Source organism: Methylobacillus methanolivorans, assembly GCF_044751345.1.
GTDB classification, from domain to species: domain Bacteria; phylum Pseudomonadota; class Gammaproteobacteria; order Burkholderiales; family Methylophilaceae; genus Methylobacillus; species Methylobacillus methanolivorans.
Map to the genome: position 1 here is coordinate 1,977,749 of NZ_JBIWXY010000001.1, position 19,255 is coordinate 1,997,003.

A 19,255-nucleotide genomic window follows, 5' to 3' on the forward strand; every position below is an offset into this window, starting at 1 on the left:
ATTCCCTATGACACATCTCCCCTATCTCAACGGCTACCCCGCACCCCTAGTTACACAGGTCTGCACCATTCTGGAACAAGGGCGGCTTGGTCAGTGGATAGCGCACAAATACCCTGCACGGCATGACGTGCAAACGGATAAGTCACTGTATCAATATGTCTCTGACATCAAACAGCGCTATCTGAAAAATGCACCAGCCATCGCGAAAATATTGTTCGATAACCAACAGCACCCGGTCAAAGGCACGCTGGGGACGAATACCTTTGTGGCCCGGGTACAAGGCAACAAGCTAAAGAACAAGAATGAGATACGCATTGCCGCGCTTTTTCGTGAGGCACCCGCAGAGTTTTTACGCATGATTGTGGTACATGAGCTCGCGCACCTGAAGGAAAAAGACCACAACAAGGCTTTTTACCAATTGTGCGTCCATATGGAGCCTGATTACTTGCAGCTGGAGTTTGATATGCGTGTATGGCTGACTTGGCGCGAGCATCAAGCAACATTGACTGCAAAATCTATCCCTGCCTCAATGTAGCCCTTCATGCGGCGTTGATCTATGTCATCGGGCTGTCAAACAACAGTGATAACGTGCTGGAAAGAGATCAACATTACCCTTGATCCTCTGCCATCTGGTTGTCAAATAAGCACAAACACTTTATCTTAGGCTCGTATTTCATAGGCGTCCCAATCACTTTCATGCTTTCCCGGCGGTTCAAGAAATTCTCGATGTATCTGGTATTGCTGCTTGCCATGTTGCAAGTGCTTTTGCCATTGATACATGCACACCCTGCCGGGACACCATTATCAGGCATGGGTAGTGGCATTCACATGCACGACGTCGTTAGCGAGTTTGGCAACCACTGGGTCATACCAACCATCCATATCCAGCATGATTACGTGCAGGTGATCGGCGTAGGCAATGCCCATGAGCCCGAGCGCCTGAATCTGCCGACATTATTCCTGCTAGCCTCTTTCCTGCTGCTGGCCCTGTGTTTTAGCGGATCAATCCGCCGCATCTATTGGCGCGAGCATAATTTTCACCCGGCGCCTGCTCCCACTTTTTCTCGCTCCCTTCTGCGCGCCCCTCCCCTGCGTTGATCCATCACGTCTAGCCTAGCGCTGTTTTGCGCCGGGCTCACTACGCTGCCTTGTATGGCAGTGCTGGATCAATGATCAGAGGGCCTTGACCTTGAAAGCATCTCGAACGACATGGCTGGTGTTCGCCATGAGTTGTCTATTTTGCCAGGCGCATGCCTCGCCTTTTGAAATAGACAGTAACGAAGCATTACCTATCCTCCATATTGACCATGACGATGTACTGGAGGGTAGCGCCACACTGTCCATGTATCAGGTGTTGGAAGCAGCCTATGCCCGCAACCCGCAGCAAAAGCTGTTACAGGCACTGGATGGCGAGGCGCAAGCAAGCTATACCCGTGCCAAAAGCATGTTACCCATGGCACCTGCCGTGGGTGTGCGCCATGTCAACGATAGCCTCAGCAGTGGCCGTGGAGAGCGTGAGTGGGAAGCTGGCCTGGACCTGCCGGTTTGGTTACCGGGGCAACGCGCCGCCAGGCAAGCCGTGGCAAACCATGCCCAGGAAGGTGTAGCCGCCAGCCGCGAGGGTTTCATGATGCAATTGGCGGGGCTGGTTCGCGACACGGTCTGGGATGTTGCGATGCGCGAAAACGATTTCAAGCTAGCGCAATATCGGCACGAGAACGCGCAAGCTATCCACAAAGATGTCATGGCGCGTTTCAAGGCCGGGGAACTGCCACGTACCGACACCATGCTGGCTGAAGATGAAACCTTGAAAGCGCAAGCCGCGGTTATCCGGGCCGAAGCCGAGGTGAAGCATGCGCGGCATCGCTATACCCAGCTCACGGGCCTCGATATCTTGCCAGCCCGGCCTACCGAAGATTTGGCCAGTATCCGTACCCTGCAGGACAACCATCCTTTGTTGAAAGAAGCCAGAACCAAGCTGGCTTTGGCAGAGGACGAATTGCATCTGGTCAATATCGAGAAACGCGAAAACCCGATGGTGAATGTTGGCACGCGCACTATCCGTGGCGGCTTTGATACGCAGTTCAACAGTGCACTGACCTTGAGCCTGCGTATTCCTTTCGATGCAGAAGTGCGCGCTGCCCCCATGCTCGCTACCGCCAACAGCAACCTGGCTCGTGCGTCGGCAGAGCTTGATCGCCTGCGATTAGCCATGCAAACCATGCTGCATGAAGCCATGCACAACCTGGAAGTCACCCACGAAGAATTGGAGATTGCCACCCGCCAACGCGACCTCGCGCAGGAAAACCTGCGCTTGGCACGCAAGGCCTTCCAGCTTGGCGAGAGTGATCTCGTCAGCCTGATGCGCATCCAGGCACTCGCCACCGAGGCTGAGCGCGCATACCGCAGCCGCCAAACCCAAATGAAATGGGATATCGCCAAATTCAACCAGGCAGTAGGAGTTTTGCCATGAAGCAGCTTGCATTTACCCTCATCTCGCTCTGCCTGGGCTGTAGCCTGCAGGCAGCCGCCGCTGACACCATCAACATCACACCACAGCAACAAGCAGCGCTGGGGATACGTGTTGGTCAGGCCGAACCTGCGAACACCATCAACAGCCTCAAGCTGCCAGGTGAAATCATCCTGCCCGTAGGCAAAGAATATATCATCAGCGCGCCCCAAGCAGGCTTGATCGACAAAATGTACGTCGCGGCCGGCCAGCAAGTACAACGCGGACAAGCCATGGCACACCTGAGCAGCCAGGAGCTGACCGCCTTGCAGCGAGACTACCTGCTGTCTCAGACACGGCAACGTCTTGCCAAGAAAAACCTGGATCGCGATGCGGAGCTTTTCAAGGATGGCATTATTGCCGAACGCCGCTATCTCGCCACGCAAGCCGAGTTTGAAGAGGCCGACACTGCCTTGCAACAAGGCCGTCAAAGCCTGCGCATTGCCGGGCTAGGCGAGGCTGCCATCAATCAGATCAAGGGCGCGCGCAATCTGGGAAGCGGCACGACATTGACCGCACCCATTAGTGGTCAAGTGATTGAGCAAAACATCCAGACCGGTCAGCGCGTGGATCCAGCTACGCCGTTGTTCAAAGTGGCCGACTTATCGACCTTGTGGCTGTTGATCCATGTTCCTGTAGACGCACTGGCTTCCATTCACGAAGGTTCACGCGTCAGCATCGGTGCGGCTGGGATGACTGGCAAGGTCATTGCGATTGTGCGCAACACCAACAGGCAGCAACAAACCCTGCAAGTGCGGGCAGCATTCAGCGACCCTGAGCAACGCCTGATTCCCGGTCAATTTGTCGAGGCACAGTTGGCGTTGGAAAACACAGCGCTTGTAGCAGGCCAAGGCAGGCTATACCGCTTGCCACGCAATGCAGTCGCGAGATATGCGGGCAAAGCCTATGTCTTCCGCAAATTGGACCAGCAGCGTTTTGTCGCACAGCAAATAGACGTCATTGCGGAGCACGGTGAACAGCTCACGATCAAGAGCCAAAGCGCATTGGATCATCCCATCGCCATCAGTGGCATCGCTACACTCAAGGCAACCTGGATTGGCCATTCAGGGGAGGAGCAATAAATGTTGTCCTTCCTCATACGGCTGGCATTAACGCAGCGATTGTTGATCCTGGTCATGACTGCCCTATTGATAGGTGCGGGTATCCAGGCGTTCCAGCAATTGCCGATTGATGCTTTTCCTGATGTTTCCACTACTCAGGTCAAGATCATCATCAAGGCGCCCGGCATGCCGCCGGAAGATGTCGAAGCCCGCATTACGGCCCCCATCGAAATCGAAATGCTCGGGCTACCACACCAGACCATGCTGCGCTCAGTAGCAAAGTATGCACTGACCGACATCACCATCGACTTTGCTGAAGGCACCGACATCTACTGGGCACGGCAGCAAGTGACAGAGCGCCTCAACGGCGTGTGGGATAAATTGCCGCCTGATGCCACTGGTGGCGTTGCGCCACTCACAACCCCACTAGGTGAAATGTTCATGTTCACCATAGAAGGTGATCTAGCGTTGCAGGAAAAACGTAGCCTGCTCGACTGGGTGATACGCCCGCATTTGCGCACGGTGCCAGGCGTCGCTGATGTTAATGCCTTGGGTGGTACCGTACGCAGCTTCGAGATCATCCCAGACCGGGCTCGTATGTATGCACGTGGCATTAGCCTGGTGCAATTGCAGCAAGCGCTGGAGCTCAACAACCGTAATGACGGGGCGGGCCGTCTGGATGATGGTGAAGAATCATTGCTGGTGCGCGCAGAAGGCAGGTTCCAGGCGTTGCAGGATGTGGAAGCCACTGTCATCCGCAACCAAGACGGCAACCCTGTTCGTATTGCTGATGTGGCCGAAGTGCGCATTGGCGCATTGACACGTTATGGTGCGGTCAGCGGCAATGGCGAAGGCGAGACCGTGCAAGGGCTGGTGCTCAGCCTGCGTGGCGCCAATGCCAAGGAAGTGGTACAGGGCATCAAGGCCAAGCTTGCCGAGATTGAATCGCAATTGCCCAAGGGCGTCAGCCTGCATATCTTCTATGACCGCAGCTCCTTGGTAGATCGCGCTATCGGCACAGTCAGCAAGGCACTGATGGAAGCGATTGTGCTGGTTGTCGTGTTGCTGATCCTGTTTCTGGGCAACCTGCGCGCGGCCCTCACCGTGGCGCTTTCCTTACCGCTGGCAGTGCTGATCACCTTTATCCTCATGCGCCATGTTGGTATTTCTGCCAACCTGATGAGCCTGGGCGGGCTTTCTATCGCCATTGGCATGCTGGTCGATGCCGCGGTGGTCGTGGTGGAAAATGTCGTATCCCACCTCGCCCATGGCGAACAATCACGGCTGCCGCGCCTGCACCTGATTTTCCGCGCAGTGAAGGAGGTCAGCGTGCCCGTGACCTCCGGCATTATCATCATCGTCACCGTATTCCTGCCGCTGCTAACCTTGCAAGGGTTGGAAGGCAAGTTGTTCTCCCCGGTGGCGCTGACGATTGTGTTTGCCTTGTCTGGCTCACTCTTGTTGTCTTTCACCGTCATCCCCGTGCTCGCCACCTTCCTGCTAGGCAAGGTCAACCATGAGGAACCCTGGCTAGTACGGCAGGCATTGCGGATTTACCAGCCGGCATTGCACTGGGCACTGGAGCATAGTCGCCTGGTCTTCACCGTTGCCCTTTTATTGCTGGCGATCACGGCTTTTGTCTATACCTTGATCGGCAAGACGTTCATGCCAGAGATGGATGAGGGTGACATCGTCATGCAAACTGAAAAACTCCCCTCTATCAACCTTGAATCCGCCCTGGCCATCGACCAAGTCGTACAGGCAACCATCCTTTCTCAGGTGCCGGAAGTCACGCAGATCATCGCGCGTACCGGCACGGATGAACTGGGGTTAGACCCCATGGGCCTCAACCAGACGGATAGTTTTTTGGTGCTGAAACCACGCGCCGAATGGCGCTCACCTGATAAGAACATGCTGCTAGACAAGCTGCGCAAGGTGATGCACGACATTCCCGGGATGCACTATGCGTTTACTCAACCCATCGAGATGCGGGTGAATGAAATGATTCTCGGTGTGCGTGGCGACCTGGCGATCAAGATATTCGGCAACGATATTGATGAACTGAATCGCCTGGCACTGCACACCGTTGATGTCTTGCAAAACATCCAGGGCTCGGAAGATGTCTACACCCCTATCAACAGCGGCGTGCAGTACCTGCGCATCACGATAGACCGCCTGGCAGCCGGACGGCTTGGGCTAGACATCACGCAACTGGAAGACACCCTGCGCGCGCAACTGGAAGGCAAGCAACTTGGCATTGTGCAGGAAGGCCAACGACGCACGCCAGTGCTATTGCGCGGCAGCAAGGAGTTGCAACGCTCGGCAGCAGAGTTTGGCAATCTCCGCATCACCTTGCCAGATGGCAGCAATGTGCCCATCAGCACGGTCGCCAAGCTGGAGCGCGTCGATGGCCCGGTCAAGATAGACCGCGAACGAGGTAACCGTATGGTCGTCGTCATCGCCAATGTGCGTGACCGCGACCTGGTCGGCTTTGTTGAGGAAGCCCAGCACAAGGTGCAACAACAAGTGCAGCTGCCGCAAGGCTACCTGATGAAATGGGGCGGCCAATTCGAGAACCAGCAACGTGCTGCTGCAAGGCTGGCGATTGTCGTGCCACTGGCTATCGGCCTGATTTTCCTGCTGCTGTTCGCCACCTTCCGCTCGGCACGCCAAGCTGCGCTGATACTCTGCAATATTCCATTTGCCATGATAGGCGGTGTGTTTGCCCTATGGGCTTCAGGAGAATATTTATCGGTGCCAGCCTCCGTCGGCTTCATCGCCTTGCTGGGCATTGCGGTACTTAATGGCGTCGTGATGATGAGCTATTTCAACCAATTGGCAGAGCAAGGCATGGGCATCGCGCAAGTGGTAATCGAAGGTGCCAAGCGCCGTCTACGCCCTGTCCTCATGACAGCCAGCATCGCGGCATTCGGGCTGGTGCCCTTGCTGTTCGCGACGGGGCCGGGTTCTGAAATCCAGCGTCCACTTGCCATCGTCGTCATTGGCGGGTTGGTGACTTCTACCTTGCTCACGCTGGTGCTGCTGCCCATCCTCTATCGCCGCTTCGGCATGCCGGAAAGGAATTGATATGTCACATCACCTGCTGCACATCCTGGTTTCCCCAAAACTGGAAGACGCCATGATCGATTGGCTGCTGGCACAAGAGCAGGCGCCAGTCTTTGAAACCAGCCGGGTCCAGCAATATGGCCGCTCTCTGGAGAGCCTGACAGAACGCGTTACGGGCTTCCGCCTGCAAGTGCTGTTCATGCTGCAAATCCCGGCACTCACACTGAACACCTTTTTGCCAGCCCTGGAGGAAAAATTCGGCAAAGAAGTCATCAGCTACCGCGTATTGGCGATCAGCAACAGCCATAGCCCCTGGCCAGCGACTTAGCCTGGCAAGAGCCACCAGCTGGCTATGGTATGATGTTGCCGTTTATCACCAGCGACACCGTCCATGGCCAGCCATACCGATATTGATGCCAGCGAATTACACGCGCTGCTTGAATCACAAAACACCATCCTGATTGATGTACGCAACGATGATGAAGTCGCCCGAGGCATCATCGAGGGTGCCATGCATATGCCGATGGCAGTGATTCCCGGCATGGGTAACTTGCTGTGCGAACACAACGACACCGCGCTCATTTTCTATTGCCACAGCGGCATACGCTCAGCACAAGCTGCTGCCTTCATTGCCAACATGGCGCGCGACAACGTCTACAACCTGCGTGGCGGCATCCTGGCATGGGCCAATGCTGGCTACACTTTTGTACCAAAGATGGATTGATCATGGAATTTCATCAAGAGCTAGACGCACGCGGCCTCAGATGCCCGCTGCCCATCCTGCGCTGCAAAAAGGCACTGTCCGATGTTGCCGCAGGCGAGATCCTCAAGGTCACCGCTACCGACCCCGGCTCGGTCAAAGATTTTCAGGCCTTCTGCAAACAAACAGGGCATGAAATGCTTGCCATGGCCGAGAACGCGGATGCCCCTGAAAAAGAATTCATTTTCCATATCAAGAAACGGGCCGCCTGACCCTCACCACGCAAAGGAAGCAACACGATGAGCAAGGGGTTGAGACTTTCCGAAAAGTGGTTCCGGCGTGGTTTGTGGCTGGTTGCCTTGATCTTCGCCAACTTCCTCATCGGGCTGGGCCAAAGCGTCATCCAGGATCTGCCGCGCATTGAGCACCACTACTCCACTGAGGATTTCCTCGACCATGCGCAGGCAAACCCGCTACGCGAACACCTCAATCACGCCCAACAACAACGCCAGGATATTCATGAGCAGGTGCAGCAAGCGCAGTTAAGGCGCAATACGGCCAGCAGCGATTACAACGCCGCGCGTGATATCTTCAATAACTGGCTATCCACACGCCATGCCACCGAGCAAGCCGCACAAGATACAGAGCTGATCAGCCGGACTCAGCAGTTGGATAAGCTCAAGGCCGTGGAACGCGAAACACAATCCAGCGTCGAGCAATTAGAAAAGCAATCATTAGACGTCCAACAGCAAGAATCTCGCTTGCAACAACAGTTGGACAAACTGCAGCAAACTGCCTATGAGCGCTACGCAGATGCCATGCACGCGCAGGAAATCCGCGTTTTCCTCTATCGGCTGGCCTTGACACTGCCATTGCTGCTAGTAGCCGCTTGGTTATTCTTGAAGCACAGAAAAAGTACTTACTGGCCCTTTGTCTGGGGCTTTATCCTGTTTGCGCTGTTCGCCTTCTTTGTCGAACTGGTGCCTTATCTCCCCAGCTATGGCGGCTATGTGCGCTACGGTGTGGGCCTGCTGTTAACCGTGTTGATCGGGCGGCAAGCCATCATTGCGCTTAACAGCTATCTTGAAAAACAGAAGCTGGCAGAACAACAGCCGGAAACGAAGCGTCGCGAGGAGCTCAGCTATGATACGGCACTCGCTCGCCTTGCCAAGAATGTCTGCCCAGGTTGCGAACGCAACGTCGACCTTAAAGATACGCTGAACGATTTCTGCCCGCATTGCGGCATTGGCCTGCATAACTATTGCACGGCTTGCAATGCACGCAAGAGTGCTTTCTCGCGCTTTTGCCACAAATGCGGCGCATCGGGTGCCCAGCCCTCAGCCGATTAAGCTATAACAACACACCTTCTTGCGCCTGCAATGCAGGCGGCAAGGGCTCATCCAGCATTTCCAGCACAGCAATCTCGATATTGCGGCTCATGGCATCCAGCGGCAGATCGTTAGGCTCGGTGCCGAAAGGGTCTGATATTTGGTCGCCCAAGGCATCCAACCCAAAGAAGGTATAAGCCAGGATACATACCGCCACGGGGGTAAGCCAACCGATGCTATCCACCAGGCAGAACGGTAGCAGGAAGCAATACACATGCACCACGCGATGCAGCATCAAGATGTAAGGGTAAGGAATCGGCGTGCTCTTGATGCGCTCACACCCACCCAGCACATGCGATAGCTGGTTGATCTGGGTATCCATCTGCGCCAGCATGATAGGGTCCAGCTTGGATAAACGGGCATACTCCGTCACGCGCTTTCCCAAGGTGGCCAGCATCAACGATGGTGCATGAAGTTGCCGCTTCACCTCATCGTCTGCAATCCGATTGGTATTTTCATATATAACGTCGCGCAAAAAATTTCGCATCGCATACGGGTACGCCAACAACGGTTGCAGCAGATATAAACGCTCTTCGCGATCCAGTTGCGGAAAAAACTGCTGCACTTGGCGTGTGAGATTACGGGCGCTAATCAGCAATTCGCCCCATAACGTGCGTGCTTCCCAGAAGCGTTGGTAGGCCACACTATTACGAAAACCAAGGAAAATTGCCAGCGTCAGGCCCCACAAGGTGAAAGGGGTAGCAGTCAGCGTGACTTTGTAGTGATAAAGCGTGCCGTGGGTCGCCACCACCAGCGAGCTCAGCACTGTCGTAAACAGCACCTTGCGCCAGATGCTGGGGATAATTGAGCCTTTAAGCGAAAACAGCAGTACCCGGGCGCTGGGATTTTGTGGATGAGTGATCATGAACTTCTCCTGTTATCCCGACCCGGGTGAGGTTTATTTCAGCTTGGCAAGCTGGGCCTGCAATTTGGCGAGCGTATCGCTAAATGCCGCCAGCCGGGCTTTTTCCTGCTCAACCACCGCTGCCGGCGCACGCGCTACAAAGCTTTCGTTGCCCAGCTTGGCTTGTGCCTTGGTCATCTCGGCATCGATGCGGCTGATTTCCTTGCTCAAGCGCTCTTTCTCGGCAGCTACGTCAATCTCGATTTTAAGCATGAGCTTGAAATCACCTGCCAGTGCCACAGGTGCATCGGCCTCTGGCAACTCGGCGACAATCTCGACCTCAGACAGTTTAGCCAAGGCTTTCAGATGTGGCGCATACGCTGCCAGCTTTTCCTGATCACCAGCCGCAATCAAGGGAACACGAGTAGCAGGTGATACACCCATCTCACCACGCAGACTACGGCAGGCATCTACCGACTCCTTCAGCAGAGCAACCCAGGCTTCGGATTGCTCATCCAGCTTGGCTGGCTGGGTCACCGGATATTGCTCCAGCATGATGCTGGGGCCAGTGCGGCCAGACATCGGGCCTATGGTCTGCCAGATTTCCTCGGTAATGAACGGCATCAAGGGGTGCGCCAAGCGCAGGATGGTTTCCAGCACGCGCAGCAAGGTGCGGCGCGTGGCGCGCTGTTGGGCCTCGTCGCCATTCTGCAATTGCACCTTGGCCAGCTCCAGATACCAGTCGCAGTATTCATCCCAGACGAACTTGTAAATGGCTTGCGCGACATTATCAAAACGATATTCGGCAAAACCCCGCTCAATATCCGCCTCAACACGTTGCAACAGGCTCACGACCCAGCGGTCCGCTGGTGAAAAATCCAGGTAGCCTTCTGGTTGTGTCTTGCAATCTTCCAGACCGCAATCCTTGCCCTCGGTGTTCATCAACACGAAGCGGGTAGCATTCCACAGCTTGTTGCAGAAGTTGCGGTAACCTTCGCAGCGTTGCAAGTCAAACTTGATATCACGCCCGGGCGAAGCCAACGAAGCAAAGGTGAAACGCAAAGCATCAGTACCAAATGCAGCAATACCTTCGGGGAATTCCTTGCGTGTACGCTTCTCGATCTGCTCGGCCTGCTTGGGGTTCATCAGGCCAGTCGTGCGCTTCTTCACCAGCTCTTCAATGCCTATGCCGTCGATCAGGTCGATCGGGTCAAGCACATTGCCCTTGGACTTGGACATTTTCTGGCCTTCCGCATCGCGGATCAGGCCATGAACATAGACATCCTTGAACGGGATCTTGCCGGTAATGTGCTTGGTCATCATCACCATGCGCGCTACCCAGAAGAAGATGATGTCGAAACCAGTCACCAACACGGAAGATGGCAGGAATTGCTGCAACGCCTGGTTAGCCTGGTCTTGCGCCTCGTCACCGGTCCAGTCCAATGTAGAGAATGGCCACAAGGCAGCGGAGTACCAAGTATCCAGCACATCGGAGTCACGCTTCAAGTTGCCACGATAACCATCGTTGGCAGCGAGTTGGATCGCCTCGGTTTCGTTATGCGCGACATACACCTTGCCATCGTCGCTATACCAGGCTGGAATCTGGTGACCCCACCATAGCTGGCGCGAAATACACCAATCCTGGATGTTATTCAGCCACTGGTTATAGGTATTCACCCAGTTTTCCGGCACGAAGCGGATTTCGCCATTGGCAACCACTTCCAGTGCTTTTTCGGTGATGCTCTGACCATCTGCGCCCGGCTTGCTCATCGCCACAAACCACTGATCGGTCAACATCGGCTCAATCACGACATTGGTACGGTCGCCGCGCGGCACCTTGAGCTTGTGCTTATCCACCTTGACCAGGAAACCTTGGGCCTCGAGGTCAGCAACGATTTGCTTACGCGCAGCAAAACGCTCCAGGCCCTGATATTGCGCTGGAGCGGCATCGTTGATATGGCCATCCAGCGTAAGAATACTGATCATCGGCAGTTGATGGCGCTGGCCCACGGCATAGTCATTGAAGTCATGCGCTGGTGTGACCTTGACCACGCCAGTGCCAAACTCACGGTCAACATAATCATCGGCAATGACCGGGATTTCACGGTCACACAAAGGCAGCTTCACTTGCTTGCCAATCAGGTGGGCGTAGCGCTCATCCTCGGGATGCACCATCACCGCAACGTCGCCCAGCATGGTTTCGGGGCGCGTCGTCGCTACCGTCAGTTCGCCATTGCCATCGGCCAATGGATAACGGATATGCCAAAGTGAACCGTCTTCTTCCTCAGAGATCACTTCGAGATCGGAAACAGCGGTATGCAACTTGGGATCCCAGTTCACCAGGCGCTTGCCGCGATAAATCAGGCCCTCATTGTAGAGACGCACAAACGTCTCAGTGACAGTCTTGGACAATCCCTCATCCATGGTGAAGCGCTCACGGCTCCAATCAGGCGAAGTACCCAAGCGGCGCATTTGCTTGGTAATGCTGCCGCCGGAGTATTCCTTCCACTCCCAGACTTTCTCCAGGAACTTGTCGCGACCAAGGTCGTGGCGGCTGACACCCTGCGCATCGAGTTGGCGCTCAACGACAATCTGCGTTGCAATCCCGGCATGGTCAGTGCCCGGCTGCCACAATGTATTGTCGCCACGCATGCGGTGATAACGCGTCAACGCATCCATGATGGTCTGGTTGAAACCATGACCCATGTGCAGCGTACCGGTCACATTGGGTGGCGGCAACAGGATGCAGAAATTGTCTTGTTTAGAGGAATCCAAGCCCGCTGCATAGTAACCACGGTCTTCCCAAAATTGGTACCAGCGGCTTTCTATGTGCTTGGGTTCAAAGGATTTAGCGAGTGTGCTCTCGTTGGCTTGTGCGTCTGTATTCATAGCGCGCAATTCTAGCATATCGACCATGTTTGATTTCTGAAAAAACCCAAGAAAACCATAGGCCGCCCAGTCATCGGATTGTCACGGGAACACACTAGATTAAGCGCCGACAGTAGCACCACCAACAAGGCACCTGTACCGGAGATCTCACAATGACATTGAAACACTCGCTGATTGCCATGGCCTTGGCAATGGCCTTCCACAACGCCCATGCGGCCCCTGTTTTTATCGCCACCGGCTCCATTTCCGGTGCGGATTTATCCGACCTGACCGGCACACTGGAAAGCGGTGTAGCCGCCAATATTCTCGGTGGCATGAGTTCAGGCCTGGCCTGGGCTGGCGGCAATACCTTCCTGGCCTTGCCGGATCGTGGCCCGAATGCAACTAATTGGAACGCCGCAGTAGACAACACCACTTCGTACATCCCTCGCTTCAACACGGTGACATTGAACCTGAGCGCAACCGTGACAGGCGGCGTCTACAATTATTCGCTGACCCCCACCTTGACCAGCACCACCCTGCTTTATAGCAGCACAGCGCTAAACTATGGCGCTGTCACGCCCAGCATCAACACCGCAGGCAAATATTATTTCAGCGGACGCTCTGACAACTTTGCCGCAGGCAACTCGCTGAACAGCAACAATGCCCGGCTAGACCCTGAAGCCATCCGTGTTTCCAATGATGGCAAAAGCGTTTACATCTCAGATGAATACGGCCCTTATGTTTATCAATTCAACCGCGCCACTGGCGAGCGCACCAATGTCTACAGCCTGCCTTCCGCATTCGCAGCCAACAACCTGAGCAGCCAAGGCGCACTGGAAATCAGCGGCAACAGTGCTGGACGTCTTGCCAACAAAGGCATGGAAGGCCTGGCGATTACCCCTAATGGCAAAACACTGGTTGGCTTTGAGCAAGGCCCGCTACTGCAGGATGGTGGCGACGGTGGCCGTATCAATCGCATCGTTACCATCGACACTGCCACTGGTGCCACCAAGCAGTTTGTGTATGACAACCTGCTCACGGATAAAAACAAGACCTACAACAGCAGTGAAATCCTGGCGGTGAATGACCATGAGTTCTTGGTGCTGGAGCGCGATGGCAAGGGTCTGGGTGATGGCTCCAAGGCTGACGTCAAGCGTATCTACAAGATTGACCTGGCAGGCGCTACCGACATCAGCACCTTGAACCTGAGTGGCGAAGCCAACCTGCTGCCGTATGCCGTGCAGAAAACCTTGTTCCTGGATTTGAAGAGCAGTTTCACCGCAGCGGGCATCACGGCCAGCAATATCCCATCCAAGCTTGAAGGCATGGCCTTCGGTGCAGACATCATCGAAAATGGCCTGACCTACCATACCCTGTATGTGGGCAACGACAACGACTTCATTGCAGAAGCAGGTGATAACAAGTTTTTTGTATTCAAATTCACCGATGCTGACCTGGGCACCACTACTGGCTTTGTCAACCAGGCCTTCATCGCTGCAGTGCCAGAAGCCGATAGCTACGCGATGTTGCTGGCTGGGCTGGGCGTGATTGGTTTTGTGACACGCCGCCGCTCAATGCAGTCTTAACAGTACTCAGCGTTCTATCGCTACCAGCCCTTGCCGATGCAAGGGCTTTTTATTTGCGGCAGCTACCAAGGATGCTCACCCACCCAGAAGAATGCACCTATCGCGACGATCAATATCAGCAGATGCACCCAGCTCCAGCATTGGTACTGCTGCCGCAGGCGTTGTGGGGAAAGGCTGGAAAGCAAGAATATACGGCCATCTGCAGGTGCCCGGATGACATGCACTCCCGCCGTTGCCCGCCACTCGCGATGCTGTTTCTCTACCTCACGAGCAGCAGCGCGGCGCGCCAGCTCCCATTCCTTCAGGTCGATCTCGCCATTGCCATCCAGGTCAAAGCGTTGCAGTAGATTGGCTTTATCCTGCTTCCACTCTGCCAGCAGGGCCGAAACATCCTCGCGTGGATTAAGCGGCGTATTGGCACCGCCCACTGTGGTCAATTCGCCCAGTACGTAAATTGACCCGCCAAAGAGTATCTCCTCCACCCGCTTGTAATCTGCCTGGTAGGTCACTCTGCGCTCTGCCCCCATCACTTCCGCATGATCAGGGTCAACAAAGCACTGGCCGTTGCCGTCCGTCATGATGAATGTCTCATGGCTCACGCCTTGATGCTCCAGGCGCCAACCATGATGACCATGCTTGCGATAGACCTTATAGCGATACCAGACACAGCGTAAAGCTGAAAATGGGCTGACGATCAAGTGCTCGGGATCAGTCAGCGCACGGCCATATAACTCGACATAGCCTTGCGCGGCCGAATTGATGCGAGAAGTAGGTAAATCGGCAATGGCTCGCACACGCCGATAATTAGCGACCCATGCCAAGCCACTCACCAACGCCACTAGCCCCAAGCACCATTGCCACACATCGGGCCGGCCAAACTGGATGCCGATCAGCAACAATGCCAGATGACTGACAGAAGTCAGCAAATCGACGTAATGCTGGCGCCAGCACCGCAACATAAACAGGAGTTACAGCAGTACGTTATTGGTTGAACCGCTTGGCAATATCCACGTCCTGCAATTCGCTCTTGGCAAAACGCAATAAGGCCTGGCGCTGGAAGCCCAGCGGGCGGGCGACCAGTAAATCAGGAAACTGGGCAATACGTACATTATGCAGATTGACGCTGTCGTTATAGAACTCGCGCCGGTCGGCGATCGCGTTCTCCAGGCTGCTGATACGCGCCTGCAAATGCAGGAACTGCTCATTGGCTTTCAGCTCCGGGTAGGATTCCGCCACGGCAAACAATGCCTCCAAGCCGCTGCGCAGTGCGCTCTCAGCGGCACCCAATGCCACCACATCATGCAATTCACGCGCTTCGGCAACACGCGAGCGAGCCTGAATCACCTTTTGCAAGGTGTCCTGCTCATGCTGCATATATTGCTTACAGGTATCTACCAGCTTGGGCAATTCATCGTGACGCTGCTTGAGTAACACATCGATATTGGCCCAGGCTTTTTCTACATTATTCTTGAGAACCACCAGGCCGTTATAGACCATGATGAAATACACGACTGCCACCACCAGTACCACCAGCAAGAAAATCTGCATATTCCCTCCCCTTTTTTGCTGGCAGTGTAATCTGCCTTTTCTCGTGAGCGCAATCTTAGCCAACAAAAAGGCCAGCAATGCTGGCCTTCTTTCCTAGGTGTTAGTTAAACGGAGATTATGCGCTTGATCGATTACGCCGCGCAGCAAACCCGACCAGAGCCAGACCCAGCAGCATGACGCCATAAGCGCTAGGCTCCGGCACCGGCGCCAGGGTTGCAGTAAACGCCAAGTCGCCACCCAGGGTGGTATTCCATGCAGCCCCGGTCAACTGGCTACGATCGTTGCCATTGTTTAGGTAAACGAAGGTACCGCCGCCATAGGCTGTATCCGGCGCAAATCCCCATGCATTGGTATTTTCACCACTGCCCTGAATACCGGAGGTAGTGAAATACAGCACATATTCACTATTGGCATTCAAAGTCACCGAAGGATATGCCGTGATTTCGGTATATTCGCTGGCAGCACTGAAACGGAATGGATCGGATTGGTAGAGAATTTCGCCGACCCGCGAGCCGGTCCAGGTGCCGACCTCAATAGTGAATGGTGTATTCAGCTCGGTGAGGATAAAAGAGAAGGATTCCAGAACCTGCGCCTGTTCGCCAATGGTGATCGTCTGGCCATAGGTTGCAGTATCCGGCGTACCGAATGGCGAAACATCGCCATCCCATTGATCTAACGTACTGATGGTAGTCGCGGCATGTACAGCGGGTGCAAATGCTAACGTCAACACAAAACCCAATACGGGAAATTTCATCACGACCTCCTTGATGTTGAAAAAATAATGCTCAAGCTTCAACCTCGTGCTTGAAAAATTCCCCCCCGCTGCATGGCCAGAAGTCGCGCATAAAGTTCTGGTACGATGGCGTACTGAATATTGAACGGGATCGACACAAGATGCTGGAACCACTCTGGATATGGGCCATACTCGGCTTGGCGCTGATCGCACTGGAAATGCTCACCGGCACGCTGTACATACTGTGGTTTGGCATTGCCGCCCTTTGCCTGGCCTTGCTCACCTACCTGATGCCCAGCCTAGGGACTGCCTGGCAACTGCTGCTGTTTGCCGTGCTTTCCCTCGGCTCGCTCGTGATCTGGAAGCAGTTCTACCGCCGCGAACACAATGATTCCAATATCGGGCAATCACGCGGCGATGAAATTGGCCGCATCGGCGTCATCACTGCCGCTGTAAGCCCACGGCAAAACGGCCAAATCGAGTTTGCCCAAGGCGTGCTGGGCAGTCGCCAGTGGATTGCCATCGCGAATGAAGAAATCGAGGCAGGCAACGAAGCGGTGATTGTCGCCGTGGAAGGCAACCGCCTGCGCGTAAGCAAAAGAACCCAACCATAATAACTCTGAGGAGAGACCATGTTCGAATTTGCATTTGTATTGATAGCGGCAGCCGCCGTACTGGCCTGGAAAGGCATACGCATCGTGCCGCAAGGCGAAGAATGGGTGGTGGAGCGCCTGGGGAAATTCAATGCGGTCATCACACCCGGCCTGCACATCATCAACCCGATTTTCAGCAAGGTGACCTACAAAGTCACCACCAAGGACATCATTCTCGACGTACCCGAGCAAGACGTGATCACCAAGGATAATGCCGTCATCCTCGCCAATGCCTTGGCTTTCATCAAGGTCACCAATATCGAGCGTGCGGTCTATGGCATTGAGGATTTTCGCGAAGCCATGCGCAACATGGTGCAAACCAACCTGCGCTCCATCATCGGCGGCATGGATTTGAATGAAGCCCTCACCTCGCGCGAGCGCATCAAGACCGAATTGAAAACAGCCATTGCCGACGAAGCCTCAGACTGGGGCCTGACAGTGAAGTCAGTTGAAATCCAGGACATCAAGCCCTCAGCGAATATGCAAAATGCCATGGAGCAGCAAGCCTCAGCCGAGCGCGAACGCGTTGCCGTGGTGACACGCGCCGAAGGCGACAAGCAATCGCTTATCCTCAATGCCGAGGCACGCCTGGAAGCCGCGAGAAAAGATGCTGAAGCGCAAAAAGTGGCAGCAGAGGCTTCGGCAGAGTCTATCCGCCTGATTGCCCAAGCCGTACAACAAAACGACACCTCGGCCACCTTCCTGTTGGGTGACCGTTACATCCAGGCATTACAGCGCATGTCCAATGCCAACAACAGCAAGATTGTGGTGATGCCGGGAGATGTTGTCAGTGCGGTCAAAGCACTGGTAGGTGGCAGCAGTAAATAACGCGCCTTATTTGGGCTGGCAAACCGGGCAGGTCGGGTCTTTTGCCAGCTTGAGGCTGCGCCACTCCATATTGATGGTATCCAGCAACAGCAGCCTGCCCTGCAAGCTCCTGCCCAGGCCCAGCAGCAACTTCATCGCCTCTGCCGCCTGGGTAGTGCCTATCATGCCCACCAACGGCGCAAACACGCCATTCTCGGCACAGCGTAAGCCTTCATCGCCACCGAGATTGGGAAACAGGCAGTGATAGCAAGGGCTATCCTCATGGCGCATATCAAACACCGTCACCTGCCCCTCAAAACCAATCGCGGCACCCGACACCAAGGGCTTGCCTAGCTCGACGCACACCTGGTTGACCGCGTAGCGCACCGTAAAGTTATCCGTACAATCAATCACTACATCCGCCGCCTGCACCAATTCACGCAGGCTGGCGACATCCACACGCTGCTGCACGGCATGCACTGTCACCTCTGGATTAATGCCTGCAATCGTATCGGCAGCCGACTGCGCCTTATTGCGTCCCACAGCAGCCGTAGTATGAATGATTTGCCGTTGCAGGTTGGTAAGGTCCACCTCATCAAAATCGCAGATCGTGAGCTTGCCCACACCACCCGCAGCGAGATAAAGCGCTACGGGTGAGCCCAGGCCACCTGCCCCTATCACCAGGGCATGACTGTTAACGAGCTGCTCCTGCCCTTCATAACTGATTTGCGGCAGGAGGATATGGCGGCTGTAGCGAAGTAATTGGTTGTCGTTCATGAAACACTCAGCCAAGGATTGATCAGCGCCAATCCTTTGATGTTGGAGAAGTCTTTAGTATTACGTGTGACCAGCACACAAGCATTACACATCGCTATCGCAGCGATCTGGGCATCTTCCGTGCTGATAGGCATCCCATCCGCTTGGCGCGATGCAACCAGCAAGGCATATTCCTGTGCAGCACGATGATCAAAAGGCATGCAATTGCCACTGAAGTCTTCATCAAACATATTCATGACGGCCTGTGCCAACGCTTCCCGTCGCTTTCCTAACGGCAGTAAAGCAACGCCCAACAACATTTCAGCCTGTGTAATGCTGCTGGTATATAGCTGCGCCTGTTGCTTGTCCGCAAACCAAGCCAGCACTTGCGCATCAGGCTTGGCACGGATCAACTCAGACAACACATTTGTATCCAGCATAAAACCACGTTGCATAGCTTAATCTTCCAGCGAAATCTGGCGCACCGTTTGTCGCGCAGGAATCTCCAACTCACCCTCAAGCCCAGCAAACCGCTGTCGAATCTTGTCCGCAAAACCCAACTCCGTACTAGGCGCACTCACCGCTCGTCGCAAGATTTCCCGCGCCTCCTGCTCCATAGACCATCCATGCTCAGCTGCCTGCAAACGCAACTTAGTTTTTAAAGCGTCATCTAGGTTTCGTATGGTTAAACTTGCCATCTGGCACCTCGCGGAAAATGATTGCAATGCAATCA

20 protein-coding genes are annotated in these 19,255 nt (G+C 54.8%); 12 read left to right on the top strand and 8 right to left on the bottom strand.

Features of this window, described 5'->3' with window-relative positions; translation table 11 throughout:
* Positions 1-7 precede the first annotated feature (7 nt).
* The 9 genes from ACIKP9_RS09390 to ACIKP9_RS09430 all read left to right on the top strand — a co-directional run bounded on the left by ACIKP9_RS09390 (position 8) and on the right by ACIKP9_RS09430 (position 8,685).
* Positions 8-535, top strand: coding sequence for a YgjP-like metallopeptidase domain-containing protein (locus ACIKP9_RS09390; protein WP_400881726.1), 528 nt, complete (start codon positions 8-10; stop codon positions 533-535).
* 161 nt (positions 536-696) lie between these two features.
* Positions 697-1,098, top strand: a complete 402-nt coding sequence (locus ACIKP9_RS09395) for a hypothetical protein (protein ID WP_400881728.1) — start codon at positions 697-699, stop codon at positions 1,096-1,098.
* Positions 1,099-1,225: 127 nt separating this feature from the next.
* Positions 1,226-2,473: a TolC family protein gene (locus ACIKP9_RS09400; RefSeq protein ID WP_400881730.1), complete on the top strand. Its 1,248-nt coding sequence runs from the start codon at positions 1,226-1,228 to the stop codon at positions 2,471-2,473.
* Positions 2,470-3,591 (top strand): efflux RND transporter periplasmic adaptor subunit, encoded by a 1,122-nt coding sequence (locus ACIKP9_RS09405; protein WP_400881732.1) that lies wholly within the window; start codon positions 2,470-2,472, stop codon positions 3,589-3,591. The genes ACIKP9_RS09400 and ACIKP9_RS09405 overlap by 4 nt, the downstream gene beginning before the upstream one ends.
* Complete coding sequence (locus ACIKP9_RS09410) at positions 3,592-6,657, top strand: efflux RND transporter permease subunit (protein WP_400881734.1); 3,066 nt, start codon at positions 3,592-3,594, stop codon at positions 6,655-6,657. It begins immediately after the preceding gene.
* A 1-nt stretch (position 6,658) separates the two neighbouring features.
* The gene (locus ACIKP9_RS09415; RefSeq protein WP_400881736.1) at positions 6,659-6,964 is read left to right on the top strand and encodes a DUF3240 family protein; all 306 of its coding nucleotides are present in this window, start codon (positions 6,659-6,661) and stop codon (positions 6,962-6,964) included.
* Between the two features lie 63 nt (positions 6,965-7,027).
* Positions 7,028-7,360 (top strand): rhodanese-like domain-containing protein, encoded by a 333-nt coding sequence (locus ACIKP9_RS09420; protein ID WP_400881738.1) that lies wholly within the window; start codon positions 7,028-7,030, stop codon positions 7,358-7,360.
* A gap of 2 nt (positions 7,361-7,362) precedes the next feature.
* Entirely contained in the window at positions 7,363-7,608 is a 246-nt protein-coding gene (locus tag ACIKP9_RS09425; RefSeq protein ID WP_400881740.1) for a sulfurtransferase TusA family protein, read from the top strand.
* Between the two features lie 27 nt (positions 7,609-7,635).
* Positions 7,636-8,685 (top strand): serine endopeptidase, encoded by a 1,050-nt coding sequence (locus ACIKP9_RS09430; RefSeq protein WP_400881742.1) that lies wholly within the window; start codon positions 7,636-7,638, stop codon positions 8,683-8,685.
* 1 nt (position 8,686) lies between these two features.
* On the opposite strand, the gene ACIKP9_RS09435 is transcribed toward ACIKP9_RS09430, so the two are convergent.
* Both ACIKP9_RS09435 and ACIKP9_RS09440 read right to left on the bottom strand, forming a co-directional pair.
* Positions 8,687-9,589: a bestrophin family protein gene (locus ACIKP9_RS09435; protein ID WP_400881744.1), complete on the bottom strand. Its 903-nt coding sequence runs from the start codon at positions 9,587-9,589 to the stop codon at positions 8,687-8,689.
* A gap of 33 nt (positions 9,590-9,622) precedes the next feature.
* Entirely contained in the window at positions 9,623-12,457 is a 2,835-nt protein-coding gene (locus tag ACIKP9_RS09440; protein WP_400881746.1) for a valine--tRNA ligase, read from the bottom strand.
* Between the two features lie 152 nt (positions 12,458-12,609).
* Here ACIKP9_RS09440 and ACIKP9_RS09445 point away from each other — a divergent pair, with 152 nt between their 5' ends.
* Complete coding sequence (locus ACIKP9_RS09445) at positions 12,610-14,025, top strand: esterase-like activity of phytase family protein (protein WP_400881748.1); 1,416 nt, start codon at positions 12,610-12,612, stop codon at positions 14,023-14,025.
* A 62-nt stretch (positions 14,026-14,087) separates the two neighbouring features.
* Here the strand turns inward: ACIKP9_RS09445 and ACIKP9_RS09450 are convergent, their stop codons facing one another.
* The 3 genes from ACIKP9_RS09450 to ACIKP9_RS09460 all read right to left on the bottom strand — a co-directional run bounded on the left by ACIKP9_RS09450 (position 14,088) and on the right by ACIKP9_RS09460 (position 16,327).
* On the bottom strand, positions 14,088-14,984 hold the full coding sequence (locus ACIKP9_RS09450) for a hypothetical protein (protein WP_400881750.1): 897 nt from the start codon (positions 14,982-14,984) through the stop codon (positions 14,088-14,090).
* Positions 14,985-15,006: 22 nt separating this feature from the next.
* Positions 15,007-15,573 carry a LemA family protein gene (locus ACIKP9_RS09455; protein ID WP_400881752.1) on the bottom strand — a complete coding sequence of 189 codons (567 nt, stop codon included), beginning with the start codon at positions 15,571-15,573 and terminating at the stop codon, positions 15,007-15,009.
* A gap of 115 nt (positions 15,574-15,688) precedes the next feature.
* The gene (locus tag ACIKP9_RS09460) at positions 15,689-16,327 is read right to left on the bottom strand and encodes a PEP-CTERM sorting domain-containing protein (protein WP_400881754.1); all 639 of its coding nucleotides are present in this window, start codon (positions 16,325-16,327) and stop codon (positions 15,689-15,691) included.
* 50 nt (positions 16,328-16,377) lie between these two features.
* On the opposite strand from ACIKP9_RS09460, the gene ACIKP9_RS09465 reads away from it, so the two are divergent.
* Entirely contained in the window at positions 16,378-16,920 is a 543-nt protein-coding gene (locus ACIKP9_RS09465; protein ID WP_400881756.1) for an NfeD family protein, read from the top strand.
* Positions 16,921-16,938: 18 nt separating this feature from the next.
* On the top strand, positions 16,939-17,787 hold the full coding sequence (locus ACIKP9_RS09470) for an SPFH domain-containing protein (RefSeq protein ID WP_400881758.1): 849 nt from the start codon (positions 16,939-16,941) through the stop codon (positions 17,785-17,787).
* 6 nt (positions 17,788-17,793) lie between these two features.
* Here ACIKP9_RS09470 and ACIKP9_RS09475 read toward each other — a convergent pair whose 3' ends face one another.
* From ACIKP9_RS09475 to ACIKP9_RS09485, 3 genes are read right to left on the bottom strand one after another with little or no spacing between them, the layout of a single operon-like run.
* Positions 17,794-18,543 (bottom strand): HesA/MoeB/ThiF family protein, encoded by a 750-nt coding sequence (locus ACIKP9_RS09475; RefSeq protein WP_400881760.1) that lies wholly within the window; start codon positions 18,541-18,543, stop codon positions 17,794-17,796.
* The gene (locus tag ACIKP9_RS09480) at positions 18,540-18,977 is read right to left on the bottom strand and encodes a type II toxin-antitoxin system VapC family toxin (RefSeq protein WP_400881762.1); all 438 of its coding nucleotides are present in this window, start codon (positions 18,975-18,977) and stop codon (positions 18,540-18,542) included. The genes ACIKP9_RS09475 and ACIKP9_RS09480 overlap by 4 nt, the downstream gene beginning before the upstream one ends.
* Positions 18,978-18,980: 3 nt before the next feature.
* A complete protein-coding gene (locus ACIKP9_RS09485) occupies positions 18,981-19,220 on the bottom strand; it encodes a FitA-like ribbon-helix-helix domain-containing protein (protein ID WP_400881764.1) in 240 nt (79 codons plus the stop codon).
* Positions 19,221-19,255 lie beyond the last annotated feature (35 nt).